Source organism: Vibrio kagoshimensis (genome assembly GCF_050337535.1).
Taxonomy (GTDB): domain Bacteria; phylum Pseudomonadota; class Gammaproteobacteria; order Enterobacterales; family Vibrionaceae; genus Vibrio; species Vibrio gallaecicus.
On the sequence record NZ_JAKJSZ010000013.1, the window covers coordinates 1 to 12,468 of the forward strand.

A 12,468-nucleotide genomic window follows, 5' to 3' on the forward strand; every position below is an offset into this window, starting at 1 on the left:
TTCTGGAGCGTTATCGATAGATGCGAAGTCTTTTGCTTCACCACCGTACACTTTAGAAAGTGTAGTACAGATAGCAGCTGTTAGAGTTGTTTTACCGTGGTCAACGTGGCCGATAGTACCAACGTTTACGTGCGGTTTCGTACGTTCAAATTTTTCTTTAGACACAATCGTGTTCCTTCCTAGTTATGATTCGCCACGTTCATTATTGAGCGAGACGCGCCAGAAATTGCTATTTTATGCGCCAACTCTCGCTAGCGCAATATTTGGACGCATTGATCTTTCAAAAAATGAAAAAAATGCATCCCTTTTGTTTAACCACGCTCTGCAATGATTGCATTAGCAACATTTTTTGGCACTTCAGCGTACTCACTAAACTCCATAGAGTAAGAAGCACGACCTTGTGTCGCAGAACGTAAATCAGTTGCGTAACCGAACATGACAGACAACGGAACTTGTGCACGAATTATCTTCAGGCCAGCTGTCCCCTCGTCCATACCTTCGATGAGGCCACGGCGACGGTTAATATCGCCAACAACATCACCCATCCAGTCTTCTGGAGTAGTTACTTCAACTTTCATCATAGGCTCAAGCAGTACAGGTTGCGCTTCAAGTGCTCCTGTTCTGAAAGCCATAGAGGCAGCGATTGTAAACGCCATCTCACTTGAATCTGTTTCATGGTATGAACCGTCATATAGTGTAGCTTTGATATCCAAAACTGGATAGCCAGCAAGTACACCATTATTCATCTGCTCTTCTACGCCTTTAGCGACTGAGCTAATAAATTCTTTTGGAACTATACCGTTATCAATTTCATTCACAAAGACAAAACCTTCACCAACTTCAGCTGGTTCTAGTTTCAGCCATACGTGGCCGTATTGCCCTTTGCCGCCGTGCTCACGGATAAATTTACCTTCAGCTTTCGCAGTACCACGAATCGTTTCACGATAAGCTACTTGCGGGTTACCAACGTTGCAATTTACGCTAAACTCACGCTTCATACGATCAACGATGATATCTAAATGTAATTCACCCATACCTGAAATCAGAGTCTGACCTGTCTCATCGTCCGTTTCTACACGGAAAGATGGATCTTCTGCTGCTAGTTTACCTAGTGCGATGGTCATTTTATCTTGATCGGCTTGAGAGCGAGGCTCTACAACGATCTGAATTACTGGGTCAGGGAACTCCATACGCTCTAGAACAATTTTATGGTTCTGGTCACATAAAGTTTCACCTGTAGTCACATCTTTAAGGCCAATAATAGCGGCGATGTCACCTGCTCGTACTTCTTTCACTTCTTCACGCTTGTTTGAGTGCATTTGTACAATGCGCCCTAAACGTTCACGTTGCTTTTTAACTGAGTTATAAGCAGTTTTACCGCTTTCAACAACACCAGAATAAACACGGACGAAAGTTAAAGTACCAACAAACGGGTCTGTTGCAATTTTAAAGGCTAGTGCTGAGAACGGTTCTTTGTCATCAGCATGACGCTCTGCTTCATTCTCGTCTTCATCGATACCTTTAATTGCAGGAACATCGACTGGAGAAGGAAGGAAATCAACAACTGCATCTAGAACAGCTTGTACACCTTTGTTTTTGAATGCACTACCACAAGTAGCCAGTACAATTTCATTATTAAGAGTACGAGTACGAAGACCTTGTTTGATTTCTGCTTCTGTTAACTCACCTTCTTCAAGGTACTTATCCATCAGCTCTTCATTTGCTTCTGCAGCCGCTTCAACAAGTTCAGTACGGTATTCTTCAGCCATTTCCTGCATATCTGCTGGAATGTCTTCATATGTAAAGGTCATACCTTGGTCAGCTTCGTTCCAGTTGATTGCCTTCATTTTGATAAGATCGACAACGCCTTGGAAATTTTCTTCAACACCAATGTTAAGTTGAATCGGAACAGGAGTCGCACCTAGGCGATCCTTGATCTGTTCAACTACGCGCAAAAAGTCTGCGCCAGTACGGTCCATTTTGTTAACGAAAACCATACGTGGAACTTGGTATTTATCAGCTTGACGCCATACTGTCTCTGACTGAGGTTCAACACCAGATGAGCCACAGAACACAACAACAGCACCATCAAGTACACGCAAAGAACGTTCTACTTCGATAGTGAAGTCAACGTGTCCAGGAGTGTCGATGATATTGATACGGTGATCTGGGTACTGAGCTTCCATACCACGCCAAAACGTAGTAGTCGCTGCTGAAGTGATCGTAATACCGCGCTCTTGCTCTTGCTCCATCCAGTCCATGGTTGCTGCACCATCGTGAACTTCGCCGATTTTGTGAGAAAGACCGGTATAGAACAGAATACGTTCACTAGTGGTTGTTTTACCTGCATCTACGTGAGCAACGATACCGATATTACGGTATTGCTCTATAGGAGTTTTACGAGCCACGGTTGAATCCTCTTAACTTAGAGACTTAGGGACTATTGCTTATGCCTAGGGGTTAAATTTGCTTGCCCTAGAAATAGCAATAGTTCCTAGCATACGCATAGGAACTAAAGAAGTGCAGCAAGGAACCTTGCTGCACTGAAAGGTATTACCAGCGGTAATGTGCGAACGCTTTGTTTGCGTCAGCCATACGGTGAACGTCTTCACGTTTCTTAACCGAAGTACCTTTGTTCTCAGACGCATCTAGCATTTCAGCAGCTAGGCGTTGAGCCATAGATTTTTCACCACGCTTACGCGCAGCTTCAACTACCCAACGCATAGCAAGAGCGTTACGGCGAACCGGACGAACTTCTACAGGTACTTGGTAAGTTGAACCACCCACACGGCGAGATTTAACTTCTACCGCTGGGCGAACATTTTCAAGAGCTTCTTCAAATACAGCTAAGTGATCTTTACCAGATTTCTCAGCCATAACTTCTAGTGCAGTGTAAACAATCTTCTCTGCAGTAGATTTTTTTCCGTCAACCATAAGGATGTTAACGAATTTTGCCAGCAGTTCAGATTTGAACTTAGGATCTGGAAGGATCTTACGCTGGCCTATAACGCGACGACGTGGCATGGAATTTCTCCGTTGTCTTCTTCAGGTTTTTTCCAAAACTTTTCAGAATAATAAATAAATAGTGTTTGGCCTTACTTAACGCTTTCTTTTTAAAAAAGACGCATTAAGACTTAGGACGTTTCACACCATACTTAGAACGACCTTTCTTACGGTCGTTAACGCCTGCACAGTCAAGTGCACCGCGAACAGTGTGGTAACGCACACCTGGTAAATCTTTAACACGACCACCACGGATAAGAACAACACTGTGTTCTTGAAGGTTATGACCTTCGCCGCCGATGTATGAAGTAACTTCAAAGCCGTTAGTTAGACGAACACGACATACTTTACGTAGTGCTGAGTTCGGTTTTTTTGGAGTAGTAGTATATACGCGAGTACATACACCACGTTTTTGTGGGCACGCTTCTAGTGCTGGCACGTTGCTTTTAACAACTTGCTTTACACGAGGTTTGCGAACCAACTGGTTAATAGTTGCCATTAACTAGCTCCTGATTTACTTAAAAGTAAGCTTGATGAAAAATCTAGACCCTATACACAGAGTGTAAATAGGGACGCAAAATTCTATTCAGCAGTGGGATGTGTGTCAAGAAATATACAGATCTTTTTTAGCCATCTAGAGCTCAGGAAAATTTACACATCCATAGCCCCTTTAGATATCACTACCAAGTTATTGATTTTAAATGCAATATCGTCAAATCAACAAATCCTTCAAAATCTACTTGTTCAAAGGTTTCACTGACTAAATTTTGTAGACCTCGACTTTGTAGATCAGCTTCTAGGACTGATACCTTATTTAAGTCGTGTAATTGTGCGTGGTATTCATGATTTGGGAGAGAAGCATAAACCGATTCTTCAGTCAAAATAAGCTGATCACCTTCAGAAAAAAGCTGAAAAACTAAAGGAAGTTTGCTTAAAGATTTTACGATATGAAGCATATTCGACCTTAAAAGGTTAATAGTTGGTCACAAAGTGATAACTTATTTATGATGTCGTCTCCCGAAAGGCATTCAACCTCGATAAGAAGCTTATCCTTACTCAGACCGAATTTTTTTAAGCTAGATTGGCAAACATATACATTCTCAATATCATATAGATCCATCAGTTTAAAAGCTGATATATAATCTCGGCTAAGCACCTTGTCTGGACTTTGATCTTTGAGTAATTGAGTGACTCCATCACCTAAAAATAATACGGAAATATCTTCTGTATATGCTGAAGCTGCAAGTAGTGCGTCGAGTCCTTCTCGCCCTGAAGAGGTGCTATGAGGAAAGTGGTGAAAAACGAATGCTAACTTCTTCAAAACTGTACAACCCTATCTTGGCTTAATAACGCTTCAGCCAAGCTTCCCAAACCACTTTGGGAGAATCCCTCAGCTAGGTTTGATGCACTTAACTTATGCTGACTAGCCTCATCCTCACCTATGATTCCTCTTCTTAATGCAGCCGCCACACAAGTTTCTAAACTGACGTTATGCTCAGACGAGAGAGCCTGCCATGCCGCGACTAGATCAAACTCATCATTGGCGGGCACCGTTAAACGCGAGCCATTGGTGACTCCATCTTGATAGAAAAAGACGCTTTTAAGCTGATGCCCTTTCTCTATTAACGCCTTTGCAAACAAATACGCATTACGTGCAGACTGGGAGCCATACACAGGTCCATTCACTACAAGCGTGTATGTAAGGAGAGAACTCAACTTTCTTCATCCTCTGTCTTACGTTGACGAATGTAGAGGTAAACCGTATGTTTTGAAATATTAAGACGATCAGCAACTCTGTTGATCGCATCTTTAATATCAAAGATACCTTTATCGTAAAGCTCCATCACTATTTGACGGTTTTTGGTATTATTCGAAACGGCTTTGTCCGCATTAATTTCTTCAATTGTGCGTTCTACTGTTTGGTCAACGAGCTCTTCTACATCACTCGCAAAGTTCACAGAGGATGCAGCCTCTTCAGCTTCTTGAGTCGGCATAAATGAATGTAATACTTGAGAAAAAGGAGCATCAAGGTTGACGTTAATACACAGCAAACCAATCACTCGGTGATCACCGTTTCGGATCGCAACTGTGATTGATTTCATTAATACTCCGCCTTTTGCGCGAGTAAAATATGAACGTGAGAAATTCCTTTCTGACCCTTCTATATCTTTTAGCATTTTCAGTGCTAGATCAGTAATAGGCGAACCGACTTGGCGCCCGGTGTTCTCGCCGTTAGCAATCTTAATCGCTGACGTATTAAGATCTTCTAATGAGTGCAAAACGATTTCACAAAACGGACCGATAAGGCTAGCGATACCATCGACAACCGCTTCATAAGATCGAAGAATTATTTTATCGTGTTCGCTGAATGGCATTACATGGACCGATTCCATTTCAAGCAACATATCAGCATTGAGAGTTTCTGTAGTTGTCACTAATCCCTTACCTTCGTCTGAAAAATCAACAAATTTATGTAAGTTTATCAGAAAATTTGAAATGAACACCTAGCTAACATTAGAACTAGTGATTTAGAACAACTTCTATTTTCAAATATTATCCTTAATACAAAAAGAAAAGGCCTAACCTAAGTTAGACCTTTACGTATTGCTTAAAGCGCTAATTATTGAACGGCAGTCTCTTCGCCGTTATCAATTTTTAGAAGCTCAACTTCAAATACTAGTGTTGAATTTGCTGGAATTGTCGGTGTATCTTGCTCACCGTAAGCCAACTCTGGCGGGATAACAAACTTGTACTTAGAACCCACTTGCATGAGTTGAACACCTTCAGTCCAACCAGGGATTACTCGATTTAGAGGGAAAGTCGCTGGTTCACCACGATCGTAAGAACTATCGAACTGAGTGCCGTCAATCAAAGTACCTTTGTAGTGCACTTGAACAGTATCTGAATCTTTTGGTGACTCACCTTCAGCTGAAGACAGTACTTGGTAAAGTAGACCTGATTCAGTTTGACTTACGCCTTCCTCTTTCGCGAATTCGCTGCGGAAGTCATTGCCAACTTTCATCGCTGCTGCTGCTTTTTCAACAGCTTGAGCTTGCATCGTTTCAGCAACTCGCTTGTCTAGTGATTCTAGCGCAGCGCGAGTTTCTTCTTCATTCAGCTCAGAATTTCCAGCGAATACATCTTCGATACCCTTAAGTACGATGTCTTTGTCTAGATTAATACCTAGCTCGCTTGGCTTATCAATACTTGTGCTTAGGTAGTTTGCAAACGAAACGCCAATAGCGTATGCCGCTTTATCATCGTCTGATTTAAAACTAGTAACTTGGCTTGCTTCTGCTTGCACTTGCTCAGTTTGTGGCGCTTCTGCTTGTGGCTCTTCTTTCTGACAACCAACTGCTAACATAACCGTTGCAGCAAGAAGCGATACTTTTAAAACTGATTTCATTAAAATCTCCAATTAATGGCCAAGCCATTGGTTATTGTGCACAAATCTTATGATTAGATTGGTGTGAATAGGTTAGTTATACCAATATACTAGTTATATGTCTGTCGACACAAACCGGATTATTAGAAGTGATGCGAATAATTTCTCACTCATTGCTATATGCAATTGTCATCACCCTGTTAAATGGATGTCTGTTCTCTGCTAAAGAAGAACAACGCTGGGAAATAGAGCCGAGCGGTACCACCAGCTTCGCACTTAGCCGTGATGGTCGCTTTGCTTTACTTTACTCCAAGCAAAAACACCTTCTGCTTTGGGACCTAAAAGAAGACCAAGAATTGGCGCAACTCGGTCAACAAGACCCTGCTGCCAATTCAGTATCCAAGATACGTATATCAGACAATGGTCGCTATGCCATTACTGCAAGCCAGCTCAATTTTGCCGTTTGGGATTTATCTTGGACTCAAGCTGAAGGGCTTTGGTCGATATCTGACGGTCTCATTCGCGATGTGGATATATCAAGCAACGGTGAAAAAGTATTGCTTGGGCTATCCAACGGTAAAGCTATCTATGTGGACTTAGTCACCGGTCGGCGCCTAGAGTTCCTTGCTCACAGAGAAAAAGTCAATTCTGTTGCGCTCTCTTCCAATGGTCGCTTTGCACTCTCTGGTGGTAATGACTATAAAGCTTATCTTTGGGATACCGAAACAGGCTTGGTGATACGACAGTTTGAGCATGAACAACGTGTGAATAGAGTCGCTTTACAGCGTGATGGTGAGCTCGCTTTTACTTCTGATGGCGGTAATCAAGCCATTGTTTGGGACTTGAATGATGCTGAGAACCAGACTCCACTCAAAAGTTGGTCTCGCCAGCTTATATTCTCAAGTGCACGATTTTCAGATGACGGCTCCAAACTGGTAACAGGCACTCCAGCAGGGCAAGTCAATGTGTGGGATACTAAGAGTGGCGAACGAATGTCAAAGTACCAAGTGGAACCACTAAAAGATACTCGCCCTCCACGTGCGGTAGTGTATGATGCAGCCTTTGATTCACAGCAGCGAGTGATTACCGCTACTTCAGCTGGTATTGCACAAGCTTGGAAACTCGACGACTAATTATGACGGATAAAAACCTTCAGCCATTGCAAGATCGCATTGAAGATCTTGAGTGTAAGCTAGCCTTTCAAGAACAAACCATTGAAGAGTTAAACGATGCTTTGTCTCAGCAGCAATTATTGATAACTAGAATGCAAGACCAGATGAAGTTTGTCGTTGGCAAAGTAAAAAACATGGATAACTCCAACTTAGCTGATGTATCAGAAGAGACACCACCACCGCATTATTAAGAGCAGTGTGATGCCTACTATCGCTGATGAAAAGTATACAAAATAAAAGGTAACCATTTATATTGGTTACCTTTTTATTTTATAGGATTCTTAATTTCTACAAGTTCATTCTTACGGCTATCTACTCATCCGCGTAAATTTTCACTTCGACCTTACCGTGGATATCAACACTTGCTCGGTACATCCCAGAGCTATTCATTCCAAAATGAATATCCCCTTTGCTATCAACAGCAATTAAGCCACCTTCGCCACCCATTGCTTTTAAGTCTCCTTGAATAATATGCTCACAAGCCATATGCACATCTTCCTTCAAGTATCTCATTCGAGCAGCAACATCACCGGCAACCATTTTTCTTAAAAAGAACTCGCCCATTCCAGTAGTAGACACAGCAACATTGCCATTTTCAGCCATGGTACCCGCACCTACAATTGGTGAATCCCCTACTCGTCCGTACTTTTTATTCGTCACCCCACCAGTACTTGTGGCAGCGGCAAGGTTTCCTTGCATATCTAAAGCCACAGCTCCAACAGTTCCGTATTTTTTATCATCTGGATATTGAGTTTTTGCTGATGGTGGCTCGGATGGCTCTGGATCTTTTGACTCAGAAAGGGCAAATAAGCCTTTTTCCTTCATCGACAATAATTGCTCATAGCGACGTTCAGTAAAGAAGTAATCTTGTTCTGTATATTCATAATTATGCTCAAACGCGAATTTTTCAGCACCTTCACCAATCAATAAAACATGGTTACTTTTACGCATCACATCACGAGCCAGTTCAACAGGGTTCTTAATATGACGAACCCCAGCAATCGCTCCAGCATCCATTTCCAAACCATGCATAACAGAAGCATCCATTTCAACAAACTCATCATGAGTCAGTACAGAACCTTTACCCGCATTAAAATGTGGGCAGTCTTCCATAACTTTTACCGCTTCAACGACCGCATCTACAGCGTCACCACCATTCTGTAGTACATGGTATCCAGCCAGGACTGACTTTTTGAGTGCAGAAATAATCTCTTGATGAAGTTCGTCACTCATTTGAGAGCGTAAAATCGTACCTGCACCGCCATGAATTGCTATTGAAAAAGGTTGAATCATTACAGCTCTCCGTTGAACTTGAACTTGAACTTGAACTTGAACTTGAACTTGAACTTGAACTTCTCAGTATCAATATAACCGAAAGATGTTCAATGTAATTTTCTTTGAGGCATAAAAAAGCCCCCATTTAAGGAGGCTCTTATTCAATGCGTTAATACACTGAAAGCTCGATTCTTAGTGAGAACCGCAGCTACCGCCGCCGCAACAGCCGTCTTTTTTCTCTTCACCGTGGTCGTGATCTTCACCACCACAACAACCGCCTTCGTGATCATGCTCATGATCGTGACCACAGCCGCCTTCTTGGTGTACGTGACCGTGTTGAACTTCTTCTTCAGTCGCTTCACGAACTGCTACTACTTCAACGTCAAACGTTAGAGTTTGGCCAGCTAGCATGTGGTTGCCATCAACAACAACTTCGTCGCCGTCTACTTCAGTCACTTCTACAGGGATAGGACCTTGATCAGTGTCTGCTAGGAAACGCATGCCAACTTCGATTTGCTCAACACCTTGGAATACATCAGCAGGAACGCGCTGAACTAGAGCATCGTTGTGCTCGCCGTAAGCGTCTTCAGGAGTAACAGTTGCAGAGAACTTATCACCAGCAACTTTACCTTCTAGCTCAGTTTCAAGACCAGTAATTAGGTTGTTGTGACCGTGAAGGTAATCTAACGGAGCTTCGATTGTCGATTGGTCAACAACTACGCCGTCTTCAAGTTTTACTTGATACGCGACACTAACTACTACGTTCTTTTCAATTTTCATGGGAGCTCCAAGGAGGTTGAACTAGGCTCTTTTACGCATAGAGCCTAAGAATAAAATTTATACATCGACATTATGGGGATGAATTGCTGAAACTCAATCATTCTGGCTTAAAAATACCAATCATTTCCTGCTTAGCATGTTCATTTTTTTCTACAGCTTTCGGTTTTCTTTGTTCCGAGAAGTCACATTCCACACATTCTACGAGCTCTATATTATTCTCAATCCACCAGCGTAGGGTGTCTTGAGTACTACAACTAGGGCAGCTAGCACCCGCTATAAAGCGTTTTTTTTGTTTCACGTTATCTATCCTTTACGGCTTTGGTTTTTAGTAGTTAAGCCACTTAGGCAACAAATGCCGATACAATTATTGCCAGTAATTTCGAGATTGACGATCATTTTCCATCTCATGACCAAAAATCTCTTCAAGCTCTTTACGGGCTTCTTTAGCTCTTGAGGCTAATTCTTTATCTTCAGTATGCTGAGGCAGCAATTCTTTTAACATAGCATTATCTAACTTTCTAAAATGTGCTTCGGCTCTTTTTGCTTTATATGGATGCATACCTAATTCGGTCAGTGTCTGTCGACCTAGATCTAGTGCACCTAAGAAAGTTTCCCGAGAGTAATTATCCACGCCATGATTCATCAATTGATACGCTTCTACCCGGCTTCTTGCTCGTGCAAGTAACTTCAAACGTGGAAAGTGATGGCGACACAAATCAACAATCTTCATGATCTCATCTGGTGAGTCAGTACAAATCACCATGGCTTCAGCTTTATCCGCCCCTGCAGCCCGTAACAAATCAAGCTGAGTAGCATCACCATAAAACACTTTATAACCAAACTTTCTTAAAAGGTGAATCTGGCTTGCGTCACTTTCCAGTACTGTGATTCGGATTTTATTGGCATACATTAGACGCCCGATAATTTGACCAAAACGACCAAAGCCCGCAATGATAACTCTTGGACTACGATCGATCACATCAGAAGACATGCCTTCTTCTTCACTTATCTGATTTAATTGCTTAGCAAAAAACTTATCCTGCAACTTCAACATCAATGGTGTTGTCACCATAGATAAGCTCACTACCACTAATAGAAAAGAAGCTTGCTCTGCAGTTAGAATGCCTTGGGTACTTGCGGCGGTAAAAATAACAAAAGCGAATTCACCACCTTGGCTTAGAATCATTGCCATTCGGCTTCTGGCTTTAGGTCCAATTGAAAATGCTCGTGCCAAATAATATAGAATCAAGCCTTTAGCTATTACTAACCCAGCAACAGCGATCAGTACTTCAAATGGTGCTAAAGCTAATAAGCCTAAATTAACGGCCATGCCCACCGAAATAAAGAACAAGCCAAGCAATAATCCCTTAAATGGCTCAATTGCAATTTCTAGCTCATGGCGATATTCACTTTCGGCAAGCAGCACACCCGCTAAAAAGGTGCCAAGAGCCATCGAAAGCCCAATTTTCTGCATTAAAACGGCAATACCAATGACCAGTAATAGTGCTGCTACAGTAAATAGTTCTCGTACGCCACTCATTACAACATAGCGAAACAGTGGTCTTACTAAATAGTGACCACCGATAAATAAACCAGTAACCCCAGCAATCATCCACGCGGCATCATGCCAGCCGCCACCAGAACTACCGGCAAGTAGTGGCAAGATAGCAAGCATAGGAATAACGGCAATATCTTGGAATAGCAAAACCGCGAAGCCAGAATCACCAGCTTCTTTACCCGCTAGCCCTCTCTCTTCGATGACTTTTAACGCTATTGCGGTTGAAGAAAGGGCAAGCCCCATACCTATCACAAGGCTGACTTGCCAGCTATCAACAAACAAACTAGCAACTGCCATAATAAATAATGTGCTTAAGATAACCTGAGCGCCGCCTAATCCTAAGATTGGTCCACGCATTTGCCACAGTTTTTTAGGGTTAAGCTCTAATCCGATGAGGAACAGGAGTAAGACAACACCAAATTCAGAGAAATGTAATATTGCTTCTACATCACTTATTAGCCCAAAACCCCATGGACCAATCGCAACGCCAGCTAATAGGTAACCGAGTACAGAACCGAGCCCAGCTCGCTGCGCAATAGGAACCGCGATAACTGCAGCTGATAGAAAAATCACACTACCTTGAAGAAAGTCATTAGTCAGAGCCATCTTGCGCTCCCGAGTGTTGAGTTAAATCTTCCGGTAAAATAACTAAAGGGTTACGTAACCAGTCTCGATATTGATCAGCATGTTGATAACGCTCTGCATCCGAAACATTTCTCGCCCAGTGCAAAACTAAAGGCTCCATCCAGTTCATTTTACAAAGTAAAGCCGTCAACTCGAACGGTTGTAAAATTTCTTGAAGAGGATATTTATTATAGCCGCTCTCACCGAATGCTTCTTCTTTACCACCTGTAGTTATCACACTGCGCCAATATTTACCCTGCAACGCTGTTTCGTCACCGAATGCAAAACCTTTACATAACACGCGATCAAACCACTCCTTTAAGAGTGATGGACATGAATACATAAACAAGGGATGTTGGAAAACAATCACATCATGCTGATTTAACAATTCATGCTCAAAAGGAACATCAATAAAGAAATCCGGATACGCAGCATAAATATCGTGCACTTTAACGTGATGCAACGACTCGATTTTTTTGATCATCACCTGATTGGCAATTGAGCTTTTCGGCTCAGGGTGAGCGTAAATAATCAGTACTTTAGGCACTGAATCGTTAGCTAATGGTGTATTACTCATTCCTTCGAAACATTCCTTACAAAGCAAAGCGTTGAAACAACGTTGGTTTATCAAAAATAAAACCGTACGTATTCAAGAAAGGTTATCAATATGT

16 protein-coding genes are annotated in these 12,468 nt (G+C 42.2%); 2 read left to right on the plus strand and 14 right to left on the minus strand.

Annotation, left to right across the window (positions count from 1 at the left end):
* The 9 genes from L4C37_RS13500 to fkpA form a co-directional block, all read right to left on the minus strand.
* On the minus strand, positions 1-165 hold a 165-nt coding region (locus tag L4C37_RS13500), incomplete at its 3' end, for a GTP-binding protein (protein WP_241905600.1).
* Positions 166-311: 146 nt separating this feature from the next.
* Positions 312-2,408: an elongation factor G gene (gene fusA, locus L4C37_RS13505; protein WP_137375126.1), complete on the minus strand. Its 2,097-nt coding sequence runs from the start codon at positions 2,406-2,408 to the stop codon at positions 312-314.
* 145 nt (positions 2,409-2,553) lie between these two features.
* Complete coding sequence (gene rpsG / locus L4C37_RS13510) at positions 2,554-3,024, minus strand: 30S ribosomal protein S7 (RefSeq protein WP_012604916.1); 471 nt, start codon at positions 3,022-3,024, stop codon at positions 2,554-2,556.
* A 103-nt stretch (positions 3,025-3,127) separates the two neighbouring features.
* On the minus strand, positions 3,128-3,502 hold the full coding sequence (gene rpsL / locus L4C37_RS13515; RefSeq protein ID WP_017035800.1) for a 30S ribosomal protein S12: 375 nt from the start codon (positions 3,500-3,502) through the stop codon (positions 3,128-3,130).
* Positions 3,503-3,683: 181 nt separating this feature from the next.
* Positions 3,684-3,959: a sulfurtransferase complex subunit TusB gene (gene tusB, locus L4C37_RS13520; RefSeq protein ID WP_429768922.1), complete on the minus strand. Its 276-nt coding sequence runs from the start codon at positions 3,957-3,959 to the stop codon at positions 3,684-3,686.
* A gap of 8 nt (positions 3,960-3,967) precedes the next feature.
* Complete coding sequence (gene tusC, locus L4C37_RS13525) at positions 3,968-4,324, minus strand: sulfurtransferase complex subunit TusC (protein ID WP_429768923.1); 357 nt, start codon at positions 4,322-4,324, stop codon at positions 3,968-3,970.
* Entirely contained in the window at positions 4,321-4,719 is a 399-nt protein-coding gene (tusD, locus tag L4C37_RS13530; RefSeq protein ID WP_137375123.1) for a sulfurtransferase complex subunit TusD, read from the minus strand. The genes tusC and tusD overlap by 4 nt, the downstream gene beginning before the upstream one ends.
* Positions 4,716-5,438 (minus strand): helix-turn-helix transcriptional regulator, encoded by a 723-nt coding sequence (locus tag L4C37_RS13535; protein ID WP_137375122.1) that lies wholly within the window; start codon positions 5,436-5,438, stop codon positions 4,716-4,718. The genes tusD and L4C37_RS13535 overlap by 4 nt, the downstream gene beginning before the upstream one ends.
* Before the next feature lie 185 nt (positions 5,439-5,623).
* On the minus strand, positions 5,624-6,409 hold the full coding sequence (gene fkpA / locus L4C37_RS13540; protein ID WP_137375121.1) for an FKBP-type peptidyl-prolyl cis-trans isomerase: 786 nt from the start codon (positions 6,407-6,409) through the stop codon (positions 5,624-5,626).
* A 131-nt stretch (positions 6,410-6,540) separates the two neighbouring features.
* Here fkpA and L4C37_RS13545 point away from each other — a divergent pair, with 131 nt between their 5' ends.
* Entirely contained in the window at positions 6,541-7,521 is a 981-nt protein-coding gene (locus tag L4C37_RS13545) for a WD40 repeat domain-containing protein (protein WP_372264716.1), read from the plus strand.
* A gap of 2 nt (positions 7,522-7,523) precedes the next feature.
* Positions 7,524-7,751, plus strand: coding sequence for a SlyX family protein (locus tag L4C37_RS13550; RefSeq protein WP_137375119.1), 228 nt, complete (start codon positions 7,524-7,526; stop codon positions 7,749-7,751).
* 121 nt (positions 7,752-7,872) lie between these two features.
* On the opposite strand, the gene L4C37_RS13555 is transcribed toward L4C37_RS13550, so the two are convergent.
* The 5 genes from L4C37_RS13555 to kefG form a co-directional block, all read right to left on the minus strand.
* Positions 7,873-8,853 carry an isoaspartyl peptidase/L-asparaginase family protein gene (locus L4C37_RS13555; RefSeq protein WP_429768924.1) on the minus strand — a complete coding sequence of 327 codons (981 nt, stop codon included), beginning with the start codon at positions 8,851-8,853 and terminating at the stop codon, positions 7,873-7,875.
* A gap of 174 nt (positions 8,854-9,027) precedes the next feature.
* Positions 9,028-9,615, minus strand: a complete 588-nt coding sequence (gene slyD, locus L4C37_RS13560; RefSeq protein ID WP_137375117.1) for a peptidylprolyl isomerase — start codon at positions 9,613-9,615, stop codon at positions 9,028-9,030.
* 97 nt (positions 9,616-9,712) lie between these two features.
* Positions 9,713-9,913, minus strand: a complete 201-nt coding sequence (locus L4C37_RS13565; protein WP_137375116.1) for a YheV family putative zinc ribbon protein — start codon at positions 9,911-9,913, stop codon at positions 9,713-9,715.
* A gap of 66 nt (positions 9,914-9,979) precedes the next feature.
* Positions 9,980-11,779 (minus strand): glutathione-regulated potassium-efflux system protein KefB, encoded by a 1,800-nt coding sequence (kefB, locus tag L4C37_RS13570; RefSeq protein ID WP_429768925.1) that lies wholly within the window; start codon positions 11,777-11,779, stop codon positions 9,980-9,982.
* The gene (gene kefG / locus L4C37_RS13575) at positions 11,766-12,374 is read right to left on the minus strand and encodes a glutathione-regulated potassium-efflux system ancillary protein KefG (protein WP_137375114.1); all 609 of its coding nucleotides are present in this window, start codon (positions 12,372-12,374) and stop codon (positions 11,766-11,768) included. Before kefG ends, kefB begins: the two co-directional genes overlap by 14 nt.
* Positions 12,375-12,468: the final 94 nt, after the last annotated feature.

Coding starts and splice junctions, on each gene's coding strand:
- rpsL (WP_017035800.1), bottom strand. CDS start 3,502: ATGGCAACTATTAACCAGTTGGTTCGCAAACCTCGTGTAAAGCAAGTT.
- kefG (WP_137375114.1), bottom strand. CDS start 12,374: ATGAGTAATACACCATTAGCTAACGATTCAGTGCCTAAAGTACTGATT.
- kefB (WP_429768925.1), bottom strand. CDS start 11,779: ATGGCTCTGACTAATGACTTTCTTCAAGGTAGTGTGATTTTTCTATCA.
- slyD (WP_137375117.1), bottom strand. CDS start 9,615: ATGAAAATTGAAAAGAACGTAGTAGTTAGTGTCGCGTATCAAGTAAAA.
- tusB (WP_429768922.1), bottom strand. CDS start 3,959: ATGCTTCATATCGTAAAATCTTTAAGCAAACTTCCTTTAGTTTTTCAG.
- fkpA (WP_137375121.1), bottom strand. CDS start 6,409: ATGAAATCAGTTTTAAAAGTATCGCTTCTTGCTGCAACGGTTATGTTA.
- L4C37_RS13545 (WP_372264716.1), top strand. CDS start 6,541: ATGCGAATAATTTCTCACTCATTGCTATATGCAATTGTCATCACCCTG.
- L4C37_RS13555 (WP_429768924.1), bottom strand. CDS start 8,853: ATGATTCAACCTTTTTCAATAGCAATTCATGGCGGTGCAGGTACGATT.
- rpsG (WP_012604916.1), bottom strand. CDS start 3,024: ATGCCACGTCGTCGCGTTATAGGCCAGCGTAAGATCCTTCCAGATCCT.
- L4C37_RS13550 (WP_137375119.1), top strand. CDS start 7,524: ATGACGGATAAAAACCTTCAGCCATTGCAAGATCGCATTGAAGATCTT.